Annotated in this window: 13 protein-coding genes; 12 read left to right on the plus strand and 1 reads right to left on the minus strand. The window is 38.1% G+C overall.

What is annotated here, in order from left to right; genetic code table 11:
- The first annotated feature begins 4 nt into the window (after positions 1-4).
- The 12 genes from fkpB (at position 5) to GWI68_RS03950 (ending at position 17449) form a co-directional block, all read left to right on the plus strand.
- Positions 5-475: an FKBP-type peptidyl-prolyl cis-trans isomerase gene (fkpB, locus tag GWI68_RS03895; RefSeq protein ID WP_166539445.1), complete on the plus strand. Its 471-nt coding sequence runs from the start codon at positions 5-7 to the stop codon at positions 473-475.
- Entirely contained in the window at positions 456-1409 is a 954-nt protein-coding gene (gene ispH / locus GWI68_RS03900; protein WP_109408056.1) for a 4-hydroxy-3-methylbut-2-enyl diphosphate reductase, read from the plus strand. Before fkpB ends, ispH begins: the two co-directional genes overlap by 20 nt.
- 224 nt (positions 1410-1633) lie before the next feature.
- Positions 1634-2455, plus strand: coding sequence for a 4-hydroxy-tetrahydrodipicolinate reductase (gene dapB, locus GWI68_RS03905; protein ID WP_166539446.1), 822 nt, complete (start codon positions 1634-1636; stop codon positions 2453-2455).
- A gap of 435 nt (positions 2456-2890) precedes the next feature.
- Positions 2891-4054 (plus strand): glutamine-hydrolyzing carbamoyl-phosphate synthase small subunit, encoded by a 1164-nt coding sequence (gene carA, locus GWI68_RS03910; protein WP_166539447.1) that lies wholly within the window; start codon positions 2891-2893, stop codon positions 4052-4054.
- A 17-nt stretch (positions 4055-4071) separates the two neighbouring features.
- A complete protein-coding gene (carB, locus tag GWI68_RS03915; protein ID WP_166539448.1) occupies positions 4072-7299 on the plus strand; it encodes a carbamoyl-phosphate synthase large subunit in 3228 nt (1075 codons plus the stop codon).
- A 501-nt stretch (positions 7300-7800) separates the two neighbouring features.
- Positions 7801-8694 (plus strand): AraC family transcriptional regulator, encoded by an 894-nt coding sequence (locus GWI68_RS03920; protein ID WP_109393200.1) that lies wholly within the window; start codon positions 7801-7803, stop codon positions 8692-8694.
- Positions 8695-8906: 212 nt separating this feature from the next.
- A complete protein-coding gene (locus GWI68_RS03925; protein ID WP_166539449.1) occupies positions 8907-10601 on the plus strand; it encodes an ABC transporter ATP-binding protein in 1695 nt (564 codons plus the stop codon).
- Positions 10591-12231: an ABC transporter ATP-binding protein gene (locus tag GWI68_RS03930; RefSeq protein ID WP_166539450.1), complete on the plus strand. Its 1641-nt coding sequence runs from the start codon at positions 10591-10593 to the stop codon at positions 12229-12231. Before GWI68_RS03925 ends, GWI68_RS03930 begins: the two co-directional genes overlap by 11 nt.
- A gap of 132 nt (positions 12232-12363) precedes the next feature.
- Positions 12364-14556 (plus strand): TonB-dependent siderophore receptor, encoded by a 2193-nt coding sequence (locus GWI68_RS03935; protein WP_166539451.1) that lies wholly within the window; start codon positions 12364-12366, stop codon positions 14554-14556.
- Positions 14556-14810 carry a hypothetical protein gene (locus GWI68_RS03940; protein WP_109408048.1) on the plus strand — a complete coding sequence of 85 codons (255 nt, stop codon included), beginning with the start codon at positions 14556-14558 and terminating at the stop codon, positions 14808-14810. Before GWI68_RS03935 ends, GWI68_RS03940 begins: the two co-directional genes overlap by 1 nt.
- Entirely contained in the window at positions 14807-16213 is a 1407-nt protein-coding gene (locus GWI68_RS03945) for a PepSY-associated TM helix domain-containing protein (protein ID WP_166539452.1), read from the plus strand. Before GWI68_RS03940 ends, GWI68_RS03945 begins: the two co-directional genes overlap by 4 nt.
- Before the next feature lie 12 nt (positions 16214-16225).
- A complete protein-coding gene (locus GWI68_RS03950) occupies positions 16226-17449 on the plus strand; it encodes a RhtX/FptX family siderophore transporter (protein WP_109408046.1) in 1224 nt (407 codons plus the stop codon).
- A 62-nt stretch (positions 17450-17511) separates the two neighbouring features.
- On the opposite strand, the gene GWI68_RS03955 is transcribed toward GWI68_RS03950, so the two are convergent.
- A complete protein-coding gene (locus tag GWI68_RS03955) occupies positions 17512-20418 on the minus strand; it encodes an inverse autotransporter beta domain-containing protein (protein WP_166539453.1) in 2907 nt (968 codons plus the stop codon).
- Positions 20419-20445 lie beyond the last annotated feature (27 nt).

Below are 20445 nucleotides of genomic sequence, written 5' to 3' on the forward strand. Positions count from 1 at the left end.
TAGTATGGTTATGCAGGTACTCAACAACAGCGCGGTATTGTTGAATTTCACTTTAAAGTTAGCCGATGGCTCTGTTGCTGAATCTACGCAAGCACATGGTAAACCCGCCCTTTTTCGTTTAGGTGATGAAAGTTTATCGCCAGCCTTAGAAGCTGAATTATTGGGGTTATCAACGGGAGATAAAAAAACTTTTACGCTTGCTGGCGAACATCTTTTTGGTAAATATAACCCTGACTTGATCCAATACTTTATGCCTTCTGACTTTGCAGAGTCTGGAGTGCCAGAAACTGGTACTATCATGCTATTTACAGCAATGAATGGCAGTGAAATGCCAGGCATTGTAAAAAATGTCACTGAAGATTCTGTTACGGTTGATTTTAATCACCCATTAGCGTCAGAAGAAGTGACATTTGATATTGAAGTTGTCAGCATCAATCCTGAGGAGGAAACAACACATGCAAATACTGCTGGCTAACCCACGAGGCTTTTGTGCGGGTGTTGACCGAGCTATCAGCATTGTTGACCGCGCTCTGGAAATCTATGGCGCACCTATTTATGTTCGTCACGAAGTGGTTCATAACCGTTATGTAGTTAACGACTTACGCGAACGTGGCGCTATCTTTATTGAAGAAATTTCAGAAGTACCCGATAACGCGATTTTAATTTTTTCGGCTCATGGTGTTTCTCAAGCTATTCGTCAAGAAGCTCGTTCACGTAATTTAACGATGCTTTATGATGCGACTTGCCCATTAGTGACTAAAGTTCATATGGAAGTGGCTAGAGCTAGCCGTAAAGGCAAAGAGGCGATTCTAATCGGTCATGCAGGACATCCTGAAGTTGAAGGTACAATGGGGCAATACAACAACCCTGAAGGGGGAATGTATTTAGTTGAGTCACCTGCGGATGTCTGGAAACTAAAAGTCAAAGATGAAGACAATCTTTGCTTTATGACTCAAACAACACTTTCTGTTGATGATACATCTGAAGTTATTGATGCTTTAAATGCACGTTTTCCCAAAATTATTGGCCCCCGTAAAGACGATATTTGTTATGCAACAACCAATCGCCAAGAAGCAGCGAGAGAGCTTGCTGAAAAAGCAGATGTTGTTTTTGTTGTTGGCTCTAAGAATTCATCAAATTCAAACCGCTTAGCAGAATTGGCACAGCGTGCAGGAAAACCTTCTTATCTTATCGATAGCTTTGAAGATATTGATGAGTCATGGGTGACTAATGTCAATATTGTCGGAGTGACTGCAGGCGCTTCAGCCCCTGATATTTTAGTACAGCAGGTGTTAGAGCGTCTAAAAAGCTTTGGTGCTGATGAAGTGATCGAACTATCTGGGCGTGAAGAAAATATTGTTTTTGAAGTGCCAAAAGAACTTCGACTTGATTATAAAGTTATCGAATAAGGCATCTAGAAAGCGTAATTTTTAAAAGCAGAGTTTAAATCTCTGCTTTTTTTATACCTAAAGTTAAATGAATAATCATGCTGTTCATCTCTTTTACTGATAATTAGCTCTGTTTGGTGTGTTTTTCTTATCTAGAACGTTAAATGCTGGCATCAAACGGATGACATCGCTAATCTGTAAACAATAAATAGAGATCATAAGCATTGTTAAGGAGAAATTTAGTTATGTCTGCAAAAGAACTTCGTCTTGCTGTTGTTGGTGCGGGTGGACGCATGGGACGCCAATTAATTCAGGCAATTTCTCAACAAGAAGGAACTGTGCTAGGTGCTGCTTTTGAACGTACAAATTCTTCATTAATTGGCTCAGATGCGGGTGAGTTAGCTGGTATTGGTCATATCGGTGTCATAGTAACTGATAACTTATTAGCACAAGCTAATGCATTTGATGTATTAATTGATTTTACACGTCCAGAAGGCACGCTTTCACATATTGAATTTTGTGTAGAACAACAAAAAGGCATGATTATTGGTACGACAGGCTTTGATGATGAAGGCAAAAAAGCCATAGATGATGCAGCAAAAATCATCCCTATTGTGTTTGCAGCCAACTTTAGTGTTGGTGTTAATTTGGTGCTTAAGTTACTCGAAAAAGCCGCTAAAGTGATGGGATCTTACAGTGATATTGAAATTGTAGAGGCGCACCATCGTCATAAGGTTGATGCGCCATCAGGTACTGCATTAGCAATGGGGGAATCTATTGCAGATGCATTAGGTCGTGATCTTAAAAAGTGTGCTGTTTATGAGCGAGTAGGGCATACGGGAGAGCGTGACCCTCAAAGTATTGGTTTTGCTACTATTCGTGCAGGGGATATTGTGGGTGAACATACTGCGATTTTTGCCGACATTGGCGAGAGGGTAGAGATAAGCCACAAGGCTTCTAGTCGAATGACATTTGCAAATGGTGCAGTAAAGGCGGCTATTTGGCTAAGATCTAAAAAATCAGGTCTATATAACATGAAAGATGTGCTTTCTTTAGAAGAATTATGATAAGTTGTTATTTGTAATTATTTGAAAACTCATGATTATTTGTTTAATTATGGGTTTTTTTTATTTTATTTGTTGTATTTATTCTCTTTCCTCTTGTTTATATCATTTATCTCTTGTTTTTTCTGTTTTTTTTCTAGAAATGGACAGGATTCTGTTTTATTTCCTCTTGAAATCTAAATTTTAAATTATCTTGGTAAGCAAACGGTTAAATCTGTAAGATTTGTTATGTTAATTGTCACTTGGTTAATTAAATTGCTAATGATTGATGTTTTTTTAATTAAAAAGGTGTTTTTTCTAGACATCTGCCTATTCGATCTTTAGAATGCGCCCAATTTGCCAAAAATTTGCCCAATTTTATGTTTTTGGCATTGATTTAGAGTCTTAAATCTGAATTAATATGCATAAAATGTGATTTATTATTCTCTGGAGGGCGTTTTGATTAAATCAGCTATACTGGTTCTAGAAGATGGGACCGAATTCCACGGCAAGTCGATTGGCGCAGAAGGCGCCGCCATCGGTGAAGTCGTTTTTAATACTTCAATGACTGGTTATCAAGAAATACTAACCGACCCGTCTTACTCCCAACAAATTGTTACTCTCACCTATCCCCACATTGGCAACACTGGCGTTAATCATTCAGACGAAGAATCAGAAACCATCCATGCTCAAGGCTTAATTATTCGTGATTTGCCATTACTGATGAGCAACTATCGTGCACAAGAAACATTATCTGATTATCTTAAACGTCATAATATAGTTGCAATTGCAGATATTGATACACGCAAGCTAACGCGTTTATTGAGAGAAAAAGGCGCACAAAATGGCTGTATTATCGCAGGGGAACGCCTAGATACCCATGTTGCGCTCGAAAAGGCTAAATCATTTCCGGGTTTAAAAGGAATGGATTTAGCCAAAACAGTAACCGTTAAACAACCTTATCAGTGGACTCAAGGAAGTTGGACACTAGAGAGTGAATTACCTAAAGCTAAATCAGCGAATGAATTGCCATTGCATATTGTGGCATATGATTTTGGTGTGAAACGTAATATTTTACGTATGCTGGTGGATAGAGGGTGTCGAGTTACCATTGTACCAGCACAAACACCAGCGCAAGATGTTTTAGCACTTTCACCTGATGGTATTTTTCTTTCAAATGGCCCCGGGGATCCAGAGCCCTGTGAATATGCCATTAACGCCATTCAAACGTTTTTAACAACCGATATTCCTCTCTTTGGTATCTGTTTAGGTCATCAGCTTTTAGCGTTAGCCAGCGGTGCAAAAACCATCAAAATGAAATTTGGGCATCATGGTGGTAACCATCCTGTAAAAGATTTAGATAAAAATACTGTGATGATCACAGCACAGAATCATGGATTTGCCGTTGATGAAACTTCACTTCCTGCCAATTTACGTGTGACACATAAATCTCTATTTGATGGTTCTTTGCAAGGTATTCATCGTACAGATAAACCAGCGTTCAGTTTCCAAGGCCATCCAGAAGCCAGCCCAGGGCCACATGATGCCACACCTCTTTTTGATCACTTTATCGAACTTATCGCGCAATATCGTCAAAACCTGCAATCAGTGACAACAAAATAAATCAGGAGCGAAAGAAAATGGCTAAAAGAACAGATATCAAAACAATCCTGATTTTAGGTGCTGGGCCGATCGTAATCGGACAAGCGTGTGAATTTGATTATTCAGGCGCTCAAGCATGTAAAGCTCTACGTGAAGAGGGATATCGAGTTGTTTTGGTAAATTCAAATCCTGCAACCATTATGACCGATCCTGAAATGGCTGATGCAACGTACATTGAGCCTATTCACTGGCAAGTTGTGAGAAAGATTATTGAAAAAGAGCGCCCTGATGCTGTATTACCGACAATGGGCGGGCAGACAGCACTGAACTGCGCTTTAGAATTGGAGCGCCAAGGTGTTTTAGCTGAGTTTGGTGTCACCATGATTGGGGCAACAGCTGATGCGATTGATAAAGCAGAAGATAGACAACGCTTTGATAAAGCGATGAAAAAAATCGGCTTAGATACAGCTCGTTCAGGTATTGCACATAACCTTGATGAAGCTTTTGCTGTTGCTGAACAAGTTGGTTTTCCTTGTATTATTCGCCCTTCATTCACGATGGGGGGAACCGGTGGTGGTATTGCTTATAATCGTGAAGAGTTTGAAGAAATTTGTACTCGAGGTTTAGATTTATCGCCAACCAATGAACTATTAATTGATGAATCACTGATTGGTTGGAAAGAGTACGAAATGGAAGTTGTGCGCGATAAAAACGACAACTGTATTATCGTCTGTTCTATCGAAAACTTTGATGCAATGGGAATTCATACGGGGGATTCCATTACTGTTGCGCCAGCACAAACACTTACCGACAAAGAATATCAAATTATGCGTAACGCCTCGATGGCGGTATTGCGTGAAATAGGTGTTGAAACGGGTGGCTCTAACGTTCAGTTTGCGGTTGATCCTAAAACAGGGCGTTTGATTGTTATTGAAATGAATCCTCGTGTGTCTCGCTCTTCAGCCTTGGCATCCAAAGCAACAGGTTTTCCAATTGCTAAAGTTGCCGCAAAATTAGCGGTAGGTTATACCCTTGATGAGCTGATGAATGACATCACAGGAGGAAGAACACCAGCTTCTTTCGAGCCTTCTATTGATTATGTTGTGACAAAAATTCCTCGCTTTAACTTTGAAAAATTTGCAGGAACAAATGACAGATTAACTACGCAAATGAAATCTGTTGGTGAAGTGATGGCAATTGGTAGAACGCTACAAGAATCTATGCAAAAAGCGTTACGAGGCCTTGAAGTTGGAGCGACTGGTTTTGATCCTAAAGTTGATTTAGATGATCCCGAAGCATTAACTAAAATTCGCCGTGAACTAAAAGAAGCGGGTTCAGACCGAATTTGGTATATCGCAGATGCTTTTCGCGCGGGATTATCCATTGATGGCGTCTTTAATCTCACTAATATTGATCGTTGGTTCCTAGTTCAAATTGAAGAAATTGTTCGTCTTGAAGAAAAAGTCGGTGAAATAGGTATCAATGGGTTGAGTGCTGATTTCTTACGTCAGTTAAAACGTAAAGGCTTTGCTGATGCGCGTTTAGCTAAAATACTTAACATTAAAGAGCACGCTATTCGCCAATTAAGAGAGCAATATCAGCTACATCCAGTCTATAAACGTGTTGATACTTGTGCGGCAGAGTTTGCTACTGATACGGCTTACATGTATTCGACTTATGAAGAAGAGTGTGAGGCAAATCCACATCAAAACAAACCTAAAGTAATGATCTTAGGTGGTGGGCCCAATCGTATAGGTCAAGGGATTGAATTTGATTATTGCTGTGTTCATGCGGCGCTTGCGTTACGTGAGGACGGTTATGAAACCATCATGGTGAACTGTAACCCTGAAACGGTTTCAACGGATTATGACACCTCTGACAGACTCTATTTTGAACCTGTTACGTTAGAAGATGTGCTTGAAATTGTACGTATCGAAAAACCGAAAGGGGTGATCGTGCAATATGGTGGACAGACACCATTAAAATTAGCCAGAGCGCTAGAAGCAGAAGGTGTGCCTGTCATTGGGACAACGCCAGATGCTATCGATAAAGCTGAAGATCGTGAACGTTTCCAAAAAGCGGTTGATAAGTTAGGGTTAAAACAGCCTGAAAATGCCACTGTAACTGCTTTAGAAGAAGCGGTAGAAAAAGCACAATTGATTGGTTATCCGCTGGTTGTTCGCCCTTCTTATGTCCTTGGTGGACGCGCAATGGAAATTGTTTATGACGAAGTTGATTTACGTCGTTATTTCCAAACTGCTGTCAGTGTGTCAAACGATGCCCCTGTATTATTAGACCGTTTTCTTGATGATGCGATTGAAGTCGATATTGATGCGATTTGTGACGGTAAACAAGTCGTGATTGGTGGCATTATGGAGCATATCGAACAAGCGGGTGTTCACTCTGGTGACTCGGCTTGCTCATTACCTGCTTATACCCTAAGCAAAGAAATTCAAGATGTGATGCGTAAACAAGTTCGTGAGCTCGCTTTTGAATTAGGTGTAAAAGGGTTGATGAATGCACAATTCGCGGTGAAAGGTGATGATGTTTATCTTATTGAAGTTAATCCTCGTGCAGCTCGTACCGTCCCTTTTGTGTCAAAAGCCACAGGCGTACCATTAGCCAAGGTCGCCGCGCGTGTCATGATTGGTCAAAGTCTTGAAGATCAGGGCGTAACAAAAGAAGTTATTCCGCCTTATTACTCGGTAAAAGAAGTGGTTTTACCTTTCAATAAGTTTGCAGGCGTTGATCCGATTTTAGGACCTGAAATGCGTTCAACAGGTGAAGTGATGGGCGTTGGTGCAACCTTTGCACAAGCCTTTGCTAAAGCGATGTTAGGCAGCAGTTCTACCATGAAGAAAAAAGGTAGAGCCCTTCTTTCTGTGCGTGAAGGTGACAAAAAGCGTGTTGTTGATTTGGCGACGAAATTACTAAAAAGTGGATTTGAATTAGATGCTACACATGGTACAGCCATTGTATTAGGTGAAGCGGGAATAAATCCACGCTTAGTCAATAAAGTGCATGAAGGTCGACCACATATTGAAGATAGAATTAAAAATGGTGAATATGACTATATTGTTAATACCACATCTGGTCGTCAAGCCATTGAAGACTCTAAAATTATTCGCCGCAGTGCATTAAGATATAAAGTCCATTATGACACGACGTTAAATGGCGGATTTGCAACAACACTGTCATTAACGGCGGATCCGACGTCCAGTGTTATTTCAGTTCAAGAAATGCACAGAAAGATAAATAAAGCTTAAGTTTATTTGTTGCCGTAATAATGATCCTGAATATGAGGAAACTTGTATTCGGGATTTTTTATTTTTCTATCACTATTTAAAAAAAGAAAAGTTTGCAGAAAAAGAAAGCCCCAAATAAATTTATTTGGGGCGATTGCAAAACAAAGAGGTGGGTGCGGATCTTTTTTTTCAAGTAAGGAGTCAATAAAATTGACTAAAATAACCTTATTTGGAATTAATGTTATTTGTGCGACCGTTCTTTCATTCACTATGATTGTTGGTGAATAATTAGGTTCTCTTAACATTGGTGATAGGGACACAGTAGTTCAAGCTATTTTGATGTTCAATAAATAGTTTGGTGGGGGGCGGTTTTCTCCCCTCAATTTTTCTTCAAGTTGTTAGATTTGTGGTACAAGCACCCTGTCTTTAAAATAGATTATTCGGCATAAATGATAATGATTGCTATTTCGTCAAATGTTTGACAACATAGGTGATTATTTACTCTGCTGATATCTTTCTATTATGTCTCAACACTCTTCATTCTATTCATACATTGGTTATCAACCTAAGCATCAGCAGGTTGAAGAATATCGCTTTCAAGACCAAATTCTATTGCGCCAAGGTGTATTGGAAACCACGGAAGATCTGCAGATTGAAGAGACTTATCAAGCCGGCTTTAATTTAGTGGCTGTTCATAGTGGAAGTGTGATTAGTGAAAGTGTCAATGGGCAGAAAATAGAGATAGCGACACCGAGTATTTTTATTGCTAATAGTGTTGAACGCTATTCTTTATTGAATCAGTTTAAATCGGGCGATCCCCTAAGATATACATTATTGCAATTATCATCTCAGTGGCTTGAGCAACAACATATTTTATTGCCCCCCATACTGCAACAAAACCAATCACTCATGTTGCATCATCTGACTATGGATAACACTTTTTTAGCGTTAACCATGCAGTTATTTCAAAATCCAGTTCACGACTCTTTAAAACCACTTTATTATTCTGGCAAAGCGTGTGAGTTTGCTTCATTAAGTTTGCAATATTTATGTCATGCGCAAGAGCCTGCGAATCGACCACTAAGTCAGCGTGAAAAAAACAGCTTAAAACAGGCGAAAGAGATTTTAATTGCTGAAATGGAAACACCACCGAAACTTGAAATATTAGCGGCACGCGTGGGATTAAATACACGAAAACTCACTCAAGGTTTTCGTCAATTATTTGGTAATTCTGTTTATGGTTGGCTACAAGAGTATCGCTTACAAACCGCATATAACATGTTGCTAAATGAAGGAGAATCCATCTCAAGTGTTGCCTATTATGTAGGGTATACACCGGCTCATTTTTCTGTCGCATTTCGCAAACGTTTTGGTATATTGCCGGGAGATGTACGCAAAGGGCATTTCACGCCTTAATTGATTTTATTAGGTTTATCGGTATATTTATTATCTTCTTCGCTTGATTTACCATCTATTAAACACTTAATTAATTCTATCTTTCCCACCTTGCTTAATAAATAAGCAAAATGCTTCTAAATCGAAAGTAATAGTCACGCAATCTAAAGTCTTGTTGCTAGAGGGTAAATACCCTTTTCGCTATAGTGCCACAAGATGTTGTGGAGATTATTATGCATAATGAATTATGGGCGTTGTTGCGTCCTTATCGCACTTTATTAATAAGTGCGCTGTTACTACAAACTGTTGCTGGTTTTAGCTCTTTAGTACCTTGGCTGGCACTCTATCAACTTATTATTTCTTTCCCTTCAGCTAATACGTTTTGGTTAACCATTGCGGTTATTGGTGGCGTTGTATGGCTTATTTCACAGACAATTGCCTTTCATTTAACGCATTTAATGGATGCTAAATTAACTTATCAATTACGGTTAGCATTATCAGAAAAAATGCAAAAATTACCGTTGAATTGGTTTATTAGCCAAGGGAAAAATGGTGTTAACCAATATGTTCAGCGCGATATTAAAGCTCTACATCAATTAATTGCTCATGCACCCGCTGATATCGTGCAATTAATGGTTGTTCCTATTATTGCCATTATCGTGTTATCAACCGTAAATCTTTTTTTATTGGTTTTCTCTCTCATTCCTTTAATCATTGCTTACTTTTGTTTTAAACAAACTCAATCTTCACGTTATCAAACTTATTGTGAACAACGTGATAAGGCAATGAAAACGCTCTTTGAAGATTATCAACTTCTTGCTGAAAACCCACTTGTAGCACGTCAATTTCCGCATAAAGGTATTGTTGATAGAACAGAGAAAGCATTATTTAATTTTGTTTATCATTTTCAAAATTGGGTTAAAAGAGTCGGATTATTAGGATCACTTACCCAGTTATTATTGAGTGCAACATTATTAACGGGATGGCTATTACTGGGTGCTACTATTTTTGAACAAGCGTTACCATTGGCCGATTTACTCCTGTTTATTTTATTATTAAGACGTATTGCAGAGCCTGTCATGGCTATGGGGCATGGTGGTGACGCCTTACGTGGAGCGAAAAAATCAGCGCAGCGGATCCAACAATTATTAAATCAACCTGAAATGCAATATGGTGATTTATCGACAAACACGATATCTCATGCTGTTGCGTTAACGGCAGATTCTGTTTGCCTTTCGTATGGTGATAAAGAGATCCTTGATAATATTAATTTTGAAATTAAAAAAGGAGAGTTTATTGCCATTGTAGGGCCTTCCGGCGCAGGTAAAAGCTCTTTATTACAACTTATTGCTCGATTTATGGATGCAACATCAGGTGAGATCATGATTGAGAATAAGCGTTTACAAGCATATTCACGTCATGCATTAAACCAAATTACCACAGTGGTGATGCAAAACAGCCAACCACTACCTTACTCCATTAAAGATAACTTGTTGTTATTTAATCCACATTGTAGCGAAGAGCAATTGCAATCGGCAATTAATGAAACGCATTTTGCTCAAGTCATTGAACTTCTACCTCAAGGTTTATCAACGATCATCAATGATGAAACACCACTTTCTGGTGGTGAAGCTCAACGTTTGGCGATAGCCCGTGCATTCATTGCCAATAGTCCTTTGTTATTGGCTGATGAACCTTCTTCAGCGCTTGATCCTGATAATGCGCAACATATTTTTAATGCGCTAAAAAATAAAACCATGACACGGATAGTCGTCACACATTCACTGGTTTTGGCACAACAAGCTAACAGAGTGATATTTATGGTTGATGGAAGGTTAGTCGCAATGGGAAATCATGATGATTTACTACTCAATTGTGAGCGCTATAGTGATTTTGTTCAGAAACAAGGAGAGCAAAATGAAGACTAATCCCTTTGTTTCATTACTCTTATCTTTAAAATTTCCCCTTAGTTTTATGGTTTTTAGTGCCATTTTAGAAGGGTTATGTGGTTTATTATTATTGCCTATTATTATCTATTGGGATCAGGATGCTAGCCTATATTTATGGATATTGGCAGGATTAACATTCGTTACTCTGGTTTTTCAGTATATTGCAACATTAAAAGGTTTTCTGGCAGGTACAACGGTGATGAGGATCTTAGTTCAAGCGTTGATCCGCCATTTACCGCGTAGTTTAACACCACCGCCTCAAGCACAAACGTTATGCTCAGGTGCTGCAATGAGTGCAATGAGCATTCCTGCTCATTTACTGGCTCCTGTTATCAGTGTTGTAGTGACACCATTAACTGTAATTATTGGCCTTTTATTTTATAACGCCACTTTTGCTTTTATTTTTATCGTGGCTGCATTATTACTTGTTGCAGTGATGCGGATCAGTGCCAAAGGGCTGTATAGACAAGAAGTGACACTGCAAACAGCAGAGGCTGTGGCGGCTAAAACATTGGCTGATTTTGCACAACATCAGGCATTATTGCGAAAAAGTGGGCAAAATACGCTGTTCTCGCAGCAGTTACAGCAAGATTTATTGGCACAACATCACCAACAAGTGCAGTTATTACAAAGAAGTTTACCCTATCATCTGATTTTTTCTTTCTGTATTCAGGTTATTTTTATTGCCGTTTTAGTTATTGGTGCAATGAATGTTGATGCTAATACTCTTACTTTAACGCAGTGGTTGGCGGTCGTAGTATTAATTGCTCGTTTTATTGAACCGTTATTTCAGCTTTCTCATATTGATCAGGCATTAAGACAGAGTAAACAATCACTTACTTTAATAAAAAATGCGTTGGATGCTCCCACATTACAAAGTCCAAAACAAAGTGATACTCCTAAAAGCAATGACATTCGTTGTGAAAAACTGGATGTGAATAATAGTTTAGGTACGCCGATCCTTTCTAACATAACAGCGCTATGTCCCGATAAAAAAATGACGGCAATTGTCGGCAGTTCTGGTGCAGGTAAAACAACATTACTACGTGTTTTAGCGCGTCTTATTGATGCAGATAAAGGACAAGTTTTTTATGGAGATAAAAAAGTTAATGATTTATCTGAGAGTGTATTAGCGCGAACAAGACAAATCGTATTTCAGCATAACCAATTAATTAGAGGCTCATTGCGTTGGTCATTATTACAAGATGAGAACTCAACTGTCAGCGATAATGATATTTTACATCTACTTAATGGATTGAATTTATCGGTGACTCAAACTGATTTAGATGAAGATGTGGGCGATCAGGGAGATCGTTATTCTGGTGGACAAAAACAGCGACTATGTTTAGCGCGTTCATTATTAGCCGATCCTAAGATCTTATTTTTAGATGAACCTACGGCAAGCCTTGATACAGTCAGTCGTGAAAAAGTGGCTCTTTATCTTGAAAACCTAACATCCACTCGAGTCGTGATCACCCATGATCCGGATATTGCTAAACGAGCGGATCATGTCATTGTGCTTGATGATGGAAAAGTCATTGAAGAAGGTTCTCCTGATGCATTGTTGTTATCTTCAACATGGTTCTCACGTTTTTGTGGATCATATTGAGTTTTTCGATCTTCATTAGTTGTTGAGTAATATCGATTGGCAATCGAAAGAGATAATTTGGCAATCGAAAATACCCTAATCCCAAAATTGATAGAGTGATAACCATTATCATTTGAATATTTTGGGATAGGTATGGTTTACATTTCTTCTTTAGCTGACTTAGATAAAACACAGAAATTATCACCAGTATTAAATCAACGTACACAAAATAAATTGGCATTAACACAATGCGCTATTTTGTGTTCTACCGCTTTATTTTCACTTTCTGCTATCGCAAATACAGCAACAGAAAATAATAAAGCAGTCGATGTTTTGGTGGTAACGGAAAGCACGGCACAACATCGCGATAGCCTTGCTCCCGGCGTTAGTACATTAAGTAAAATGGCGCTTAAGCCCAGAGAGATCCCACAAACTGTCTCTGTGATAGACAGAGAGCAAATAGAAACTCAAAACCTAAATACCCTTGATGAAGTAATGACTCGTGCTAATGGGGTTACTAGCGCACCTTTTGTTTTATTAACAACGGCTTATTACGCTCGTGGCTTTCAAATTAACTCTTTTGAGCTTGATGGTGTTCCTGCTTTAATGGGAAATATGGCAAGTTCGCCACAAGATATGGCTGTTTATGAACGTGTTGAGATCTTAAAAGGCTCTAACGGATTAATGCATGGAATGGGAAATCCTGCGGCAACCGTCAATATGGTACGTAAACACGCACCTTTAGACGATCAACTAAAAGCAACATTTACGGCTGGAAGTTGGAACCGTTATCGCGGTGAAGTCGATGTGGGCGGGCGTTTAAATCAAGAAGGCAGTGTGCGCGGTCGAGTCGTAATGGCGTGGGAAGATAAAGATTTTTTCTATGATATCTCAGATCAAAAGACTCGCTTGATTTATGCCACAGTGGATGCGGACTTAACGGCTAACACACTATTACGTACAGGTATTCAATATCAAACAATAGACTCCATCACCAATATGGCAGGTGTGCCAATGGGAAAAGATGGTAGCGATTTGCACCTTTCTCGTAAAACCTATTTAGATGCTGACTGGGATAAATTCAAATGGGATACCACTCGTTTATTTACCGGAATTGAACATCAAATTAATGATGATTGGCTGTTTAAAATCAACGGCGATTATCAATATGCTAAAGCACGTTTATTGTATGCAGGGGCATGGGGAAATATTGATCCTGAAACTGGTGATGGAGCCATGCTAATGGGAGGGGCATACAAGTTCCATAACTATCAAACCAGTCTTGATACCAATGTCACAGGAAAAATTAATGGTTGGGGCTTACAACATGACGTGATAGTGGGAATGAGTTACTCAAAGGCCAGTGAAGAACAGCACACTGGTCAATTTAAAGATCCTCTCAATGTACCTGTGAATATTTATCGCTGGGATCCTCACAGTGTACCGAAACCACAAATAACGGGCTATTCCTCTCAAGGTGCGACAAAAACGGAACAAACTGGCATCTATGGAATGGGGCGGATCAAACTTATTGAGCCAGTAACATTGATTGCAGGGGCGAGAGCGAGCTGGTGGGAAGTGACAAAACCCCAAGCTAAGTTTACTGAAAATGGAAAAATCACCCCTTATGGTGGTTTGATTTGGGACTTTGCACCTCAATGGTCATGGTACAGCAGTTATTCTACGGTTTATCAACCACAAACAGGGAAAACTTGGAGTGGTGAAATGTTGAAACCAGTGGAAGGACAAACCGTTGAAACCGGGATCAAAGGCGCTTTGATGAATGGTGGACTTAACGTCTCCGCCGCTGTTTTCCGTATTGATATGAAAAATAATCCACAAGAAGATCCGGCCCATCCTGGAGGGGGATTTAATACCTATCTTATTAGTGGCGGCAAAGTTGTTAGTCAAGGTTTTGATATTGAAGGAATGGGGTACTTATCGCCATTTTGGGATCTCTCTGTCGGTTATACCTATACCGATACGGAATATAAAGAAGACACACTGAATAAAGGTAATAGCTTTAACTCATTAGTTCCTCGCCACATGGTAAGAGTGTGGACAAATTATCAGTTACCTTGGGATGCGCGTAAGTGGAGTGTGGGCGGTGGTATTCAAGCGCAAAGTGAATATAGCAAAACAAACGGTGAAGTTACGTTACGTCAAGGTGGCTATGCGGTATTTAATTCGCGTTTAGGTTACCAAATTAATGAACATTGGTCTGCGGCATTAAATATTAATAACGTCTTTGATAAACGTTATTACTCAAGCCTTTTCTCACCTCAATGGAATAACCGTTATGGCGAACCTCGTAACGTTATGTTGAATATCAAGGCTGATTTCTAATGCAAAAGGCATTGCTGATCAGTTGTGCAGTTTTAGGCAGCGTAATAGGAAGTATTACGCTGTCACTACTGATAGCAACATTTTATCCCAGCACTGATCCTCTTAATTGCCTGTATGCAGCCGTCTTTTTACCTGTTATCTGTTTATGTGGATTGCTCTGTTTTAGCTTATTCTCACTGAATGGAAAACAGGTATTTTGGCGAGCATGGAGCTGGTGGCCATTACCTTTAATATTGTTGGAATTTATTCTATGAAAGCAATATTAAAGCGCCAATTTTTACAACTTCATCGCCAAGTAGGTTCTTTATTTGGCATTCTATTATTTATTATTCTATTGACGGGAATATGGTCACTAGCGCATGAAAATTTAAATATATGGGTTCAATTTAAGCCTTTAAATAAAGAATTATTACCATTAGATCAGTTATTAGCCAAAGGTGAATACTTCTTAGGTGAAAATGGCTTTAATAGTGTGAAATTACCCTCTATAGATCATCCAATTATCACTTTTTGCCAAGGAATAGGCGATTGTTCACTGCAATTAAATGCACAAACGGGTGAAGAAATTACAGTAAGAGACGTTATCTCTCCTATTGTTAATTTACATAAAAATCTATTTATGGGGTTTTCTGGACGATTATTTATTAGCTTATTTGGTTTTGTTTTTGCGCTATTACTAATAACTGGCATTGTTATTCATCACCGTAAAGTCTATCAATTATTTCGACTCCGTTTTAATCAAGGGCGTAGGCTGTTTTTCTTTGATTTACATAATGTCATTGGATTATGGAGTTATCCGTGGCTCGTAATGTTTGCATTAACGGGGGCATTATCAGGATTAGGGGCATTCGGTACATTAATGCTCGCAAAATATGTGGAGCCAGAAGCACCAGCACAAGTCATGATGAAATTAATGGGACAATCAACACCCGTTTCATCTGAGTTTATTGCATCTTCTCCGAGCTCATTGTTAATTCAACTTTCACAAGAAAAAGCAGACTTTATTCCTGAAACTATTAATTGGAAAAATAGAGGTAATGCTGAACAGCAAATTACGGTGAGTGGTATTAATTTATATTTACCCAGCACCGCTAATTTTGAGCAGTTATTTTTTTCTGGCTTAGATAATCATTGGATTGCGGAAAAAAGTGCTGTGTCTCAGCAATTTTGGACGCGTGCTTTTATTGCCATTCAACCTTTGCATTATGGCCAATATTTATGGACAGGTTCAGCAAACTTTAGTTTATCGGTACTTCATTGCCTAATGGGAATGATGGCCTGTGTATTAACCTTTAGTGGATTAATAATTTGGGTATTAAAAAAGCCCATTAATATCAGTTCCCGTTTAGTGTTAGGAAGTTGTTCTGGTTTAATTTTTGCCAGTATATGTTTACTTCCTATCGCTATTTTCTCCGCGTTATCACCGATACTGCCTTTTTTTAGTGTTTGGTTGATAACGCTTCTTTTTTATTTGTTTTATCCGCAAGTGATCAAACTTACTTTTCTTATTTTAACTATAAGTAGTGTGGTTTTATTTATCAGTGTCTTTAGTCACTTATTTATAACTCATGCTGCTTTGTGGTGGGTAAGTTGTGCCTTGTTGATCAGTGCCGTTTTCTATTTTTTGATGGGTCTTTTTCTACTTAAAAGACAGTAATTGGAGTCTGTTATGCAAGAATTATTAAAACATCGGCAATTAGTGGTAACGCTAGGTTTACTTTATTTAGCACAAGGTATTCCGATGGGAATTGCGATGGATGCATTGCCTACATTATTACGCCAAGAAGGTTCAGCTTTAAGTGCAATCGCATTTATTCCATTAGTCGGATTGCCATGGGTATTAAAATTTTTATGGGCGCCAGTGGTTGATAATTATTGGTTTAAATCTTTAGGTCGTCGCCGTAGCTGGATTATTCCCATGCAAGTCATAGTGACGTTCTGTTTATTATTATTAGCAATCATTGGTATTTCTATCGAAACGGCAAAATGGGGCGTCACTTTATTAGCTATCGCTTCATTAGCCAGTGCTACACAGGATATTGCAACAGATGGTATGGCCGCTGAGCATGCGAGTGGCACGTTATTATCGAAAATAAATGCTGTTCAAATTGCAGGTGTGATGGGGGGCTTTTTCTTAGGAGGAGCAGGTATGATGATCCTCACTGATAAATTAGGTCAACATACCGCATTACTGTTATTTGCCTCAGTGCCCGCTATCAGTTTATTTTTTATTACGTTATTTCGTCAAAAAGCAAAATATGATGAGGGTGAAAATGGTGATTCACCTAATGCAAGCCTATTAAAAACGGTACGTAGAAAAGGTGCGGTAAGACTATTAACACTGACATTGCTTTCAGCAGTAACCGCAGTTTCGGGCTTTGGTTTAGCAAAACTCTTTTTAAGTGACAGCGGTTGGTCTTTAGCAGAGATCGGGAAAATGGGCATGATGGGTGGCATGGTAACCCTTTTCTTTGGCTGTGGAGGTGGTGCTTGGTTGATTAATAAAATTGGTGTGTGGCGTGCTTTTTCTGCAGGATTGCTGTGTGCTTTAGGTTCCTCATTATTATGGCTTTCACAATCAACAGGCTCTATCAGTCTTTCAATAGTTGCTGTATGTATTGTATTAGGCTCTTTATCATCAGGGATCACTTCTGTAGCTATTATGACCGCAGGTATGCATTTTGCGTCAACGGATAATCAAGCTGGTACAGATATGACGGCTGTACAAAGTATGCGCGATATAGGGGAAATGGCGTGTGCCATGATGTTAGTAAGTTTAACGAGCGTTATTGGATACAGTGGTGGCTTTGGGCTAGCCGCTGTCATTGCATTAGGTGCATTGTTAGTGACTATTGCTAATGTCCGTTATCAGGAAAAATGTAAGGTATTTTAAGTGATAGCCCAAAGATACAAGGGTATTTTTGGGCTATAGGTTTTATTAAAACTAAATAGAGCTTAATCTACTTCGGGTTGGATAACTGAATTATTACTAATATGTAATGCTTTTTGAATTTTAAAATTCTTGCCATTAACGCTAAGAGATAAATTTACCCTACCTGAAGTGGTACTTGTTACTTCAATAACATAATGGCCTGGAGCAACTTGTTTTGTTTCACTAAATTTAACGATCGCTTTATCAGAAACGGCTATGACTTTTTGGTTAGGCAATGGATTTCCCCATTGATCTTTAAGTTCTAATGATAAAAAAGCTTTATCTATACCATCTGAATCGATATCTGTTGGAGATAAAGTAATTTGAGAGAGTGCTTCACTGGCTACTTTTGATTCAAATGTAATAGGTTGAGCTGACAAAGAATCATTATCTATAGTTGCAGTGACAATAACATCAAGAGGATCTGTGCTTGAGATAGAGGTAACTGCAATACCTTTATCATTAGTTATTGATATTTCATTATCAATATTGACGATGTTTTTATCTTGATTGGTAAACCAATTTACCTCTACATTTGGAAGTGGATTATGGTTTTGATCTTCAACAACAGCGGTAAAAAGAACACGAGTTTGTCCATCTGCAATGTAAAGTGATTGAGCTGGAATAATTGAAGTAATATTCCCATCTACCTTGGTCTTTGCAAAGAATGTTGATCCTTCCGTGACGTTATGTGTGGAAGTCACCTCTGCTTTTACAACGACTTTACCCGCAACATTGCTGATCATTGTTGTACTGGCTTTACCATCTTTATCTGTAGTCAGAATTGCGTTTTTAAAGGTGGCCTGATCTAAAGTCCTTAAAATAACTTCTACGTTAGGAATAGGGAGTAGGCTCTTGTCAACCACAGTCAAATTGATGGTTTTTTCTGTGACATTATCTGCCGGTGAAATTTCAGGGGTAATGGTTAAATAGGAACGTGGAATATGGGCGCTATCTTTATCAATAACAGGTGTGAAATTAACAGAAATAGGATATTCCATCTCTTTTACTTTTACCTTAATGGTAGTATTTCCTGGATGTGTATTGGTAATAGGGACAATGATTTCACCCGTTAATGAAGTATAACCCGTAGGTTGAATGAAAGCGCCATTGTCAGCCGTAAAATTAACAATAAAATTATTAATAGGATGATTTTCTTTATCAGTTACAATCAGTTTTAATTGGTTTTTATCTTTACCATCAGCTAATGCATTATTTTTTATTACTGACAAATTACCCTTTAAAATAGTGGCATTATCAGCAGCAGCAATAAATTGAATATCAATAGGATTAAATATATTATTTTGGTAACTAGGAGTAATATTCACAATTTCAGGGGATGTTCCTGCGGTTATTATTGCTTTATATTTTCCTTTTTCTAGTCGAGAAAATGAGGTTAATTGACTTGAGCTTACTTTATTATTTGATTTTTTTTCTAATAATATTTTTTCAGGTTCAACATCAAAAGGTAAATTATCATTATCTCGTATTGTTAAAATTAGCTCTTGAGTAGAGTGACCATTCGCTATCAATATTTGTCTATCAGATCCAAATTGACTATTGTTTATGTTAATTCCACTTTGATTAACAATAATTTCTCCTTGGACAGACTCAGAGCGATTGCCTTTTTCATCAATCGCAATAGCATTAATAACATATGTGTTTTGTTTTGGTGTGCCTGATATATATGTTGGCAATGTGAGCGAATAATTTAAACCTTGTTTATGATTTATTTTACCGCCATTTGATAAAAATGTACTTGCAGACCATTCTATATTTTTAATGGGATAAGTTGAGTTAATTTTAATATCAAGTGCTTTTTCTTCTTTTGAAGAGCCAGTGATATTGGGCGAAAAGGAAAATGAAATAGTTGCTTTTTTCTTATATTCTAAAACAATATCGTTATTTCTATCGACAAAATCATAACGATTTCCTGACAATAAACGCATAGCACGTACGTTATCAGGATCAAATTGTGAAGCGAGTGATTCACCTAAACGGTATTGAAAATTAACACCGAATGTATTATCACTATTATCATGTAAACCCATTCGACGATCTGCACTTAACGTTATTAAAGGAATTGGGGTATAGGTTAATCCTGCAGTATAGGCATGGGGGTTTTCTTGTCGACTATCTGTATTAAATAGCCCAACCTCTTTACCATAATATTGTTCAAAAATAAGTTTTGCACCGAGTTGAGGATAAGCTGGAAGATATCCTTCAGCTCTTAAATCCCAGCCATTTGCAGGGCGCTCATCATAATTTTCTAAACTCTTTGAAGTACGCCAATTTGATATCCGATAATAATGATTTGCACTGAATTTCAAATAATCACGCCATAGTTCAGCACCAATACCAATGCGGCGATGATGACGAGTTAAATCATGATCATAAAAAGCATTAATACCGAGCATAAATCTATCCGTAAAGTAACGATATCCTAAGCCTTGATTTATCTGGCTACGTGAATCTTTACGGTGATAACTGGTTTGAGAAAAAACAATATTCTGATTGTATTCGTATAAAGGGATTAAAAAATCAGCAGCACTATTTTCTAATGTGAATTTATTATCCGTTGCAAGAGAGATACGTGCATTTCCGAATTGATTTAACCATTGCTCTATTTTAGTGCTGGCTTTATTGGTAACTTGATTGACAGCATATTGTGTTGCATTGGTTTCTTTATTTAATAAATCTTTGTTATTTACAATAAGTTGCGCTAATTTTGAATGTTCTTCTGTTATAGGGAGAAAGTGCCCATTATTAGAACTGTTAATTTGATTTTTGGTTTGATTATCTTGTGCAAAAGCAGAATAAGGAAGTGTAGCTGATACAGGGAAAGCTATTTGAATAAAAATATTTATCCAAGTTACTTTTTTTGTAATAGAAGATATGGGGAGGGTGAAATCCCGTTTTTGTGTTTTCATTTTTAAAACTCATCGCAATAAATAAAT

Origin of the sequence: Proteus sp. G2669 (assembly GCF_009915245.1) — a bacterium.
Taxonomy (GTDB): Bacteria; Pseudomonadota; Gammaproteobacteria; order Enterobacterales; family Enterobacteriaceae; genus Proteus.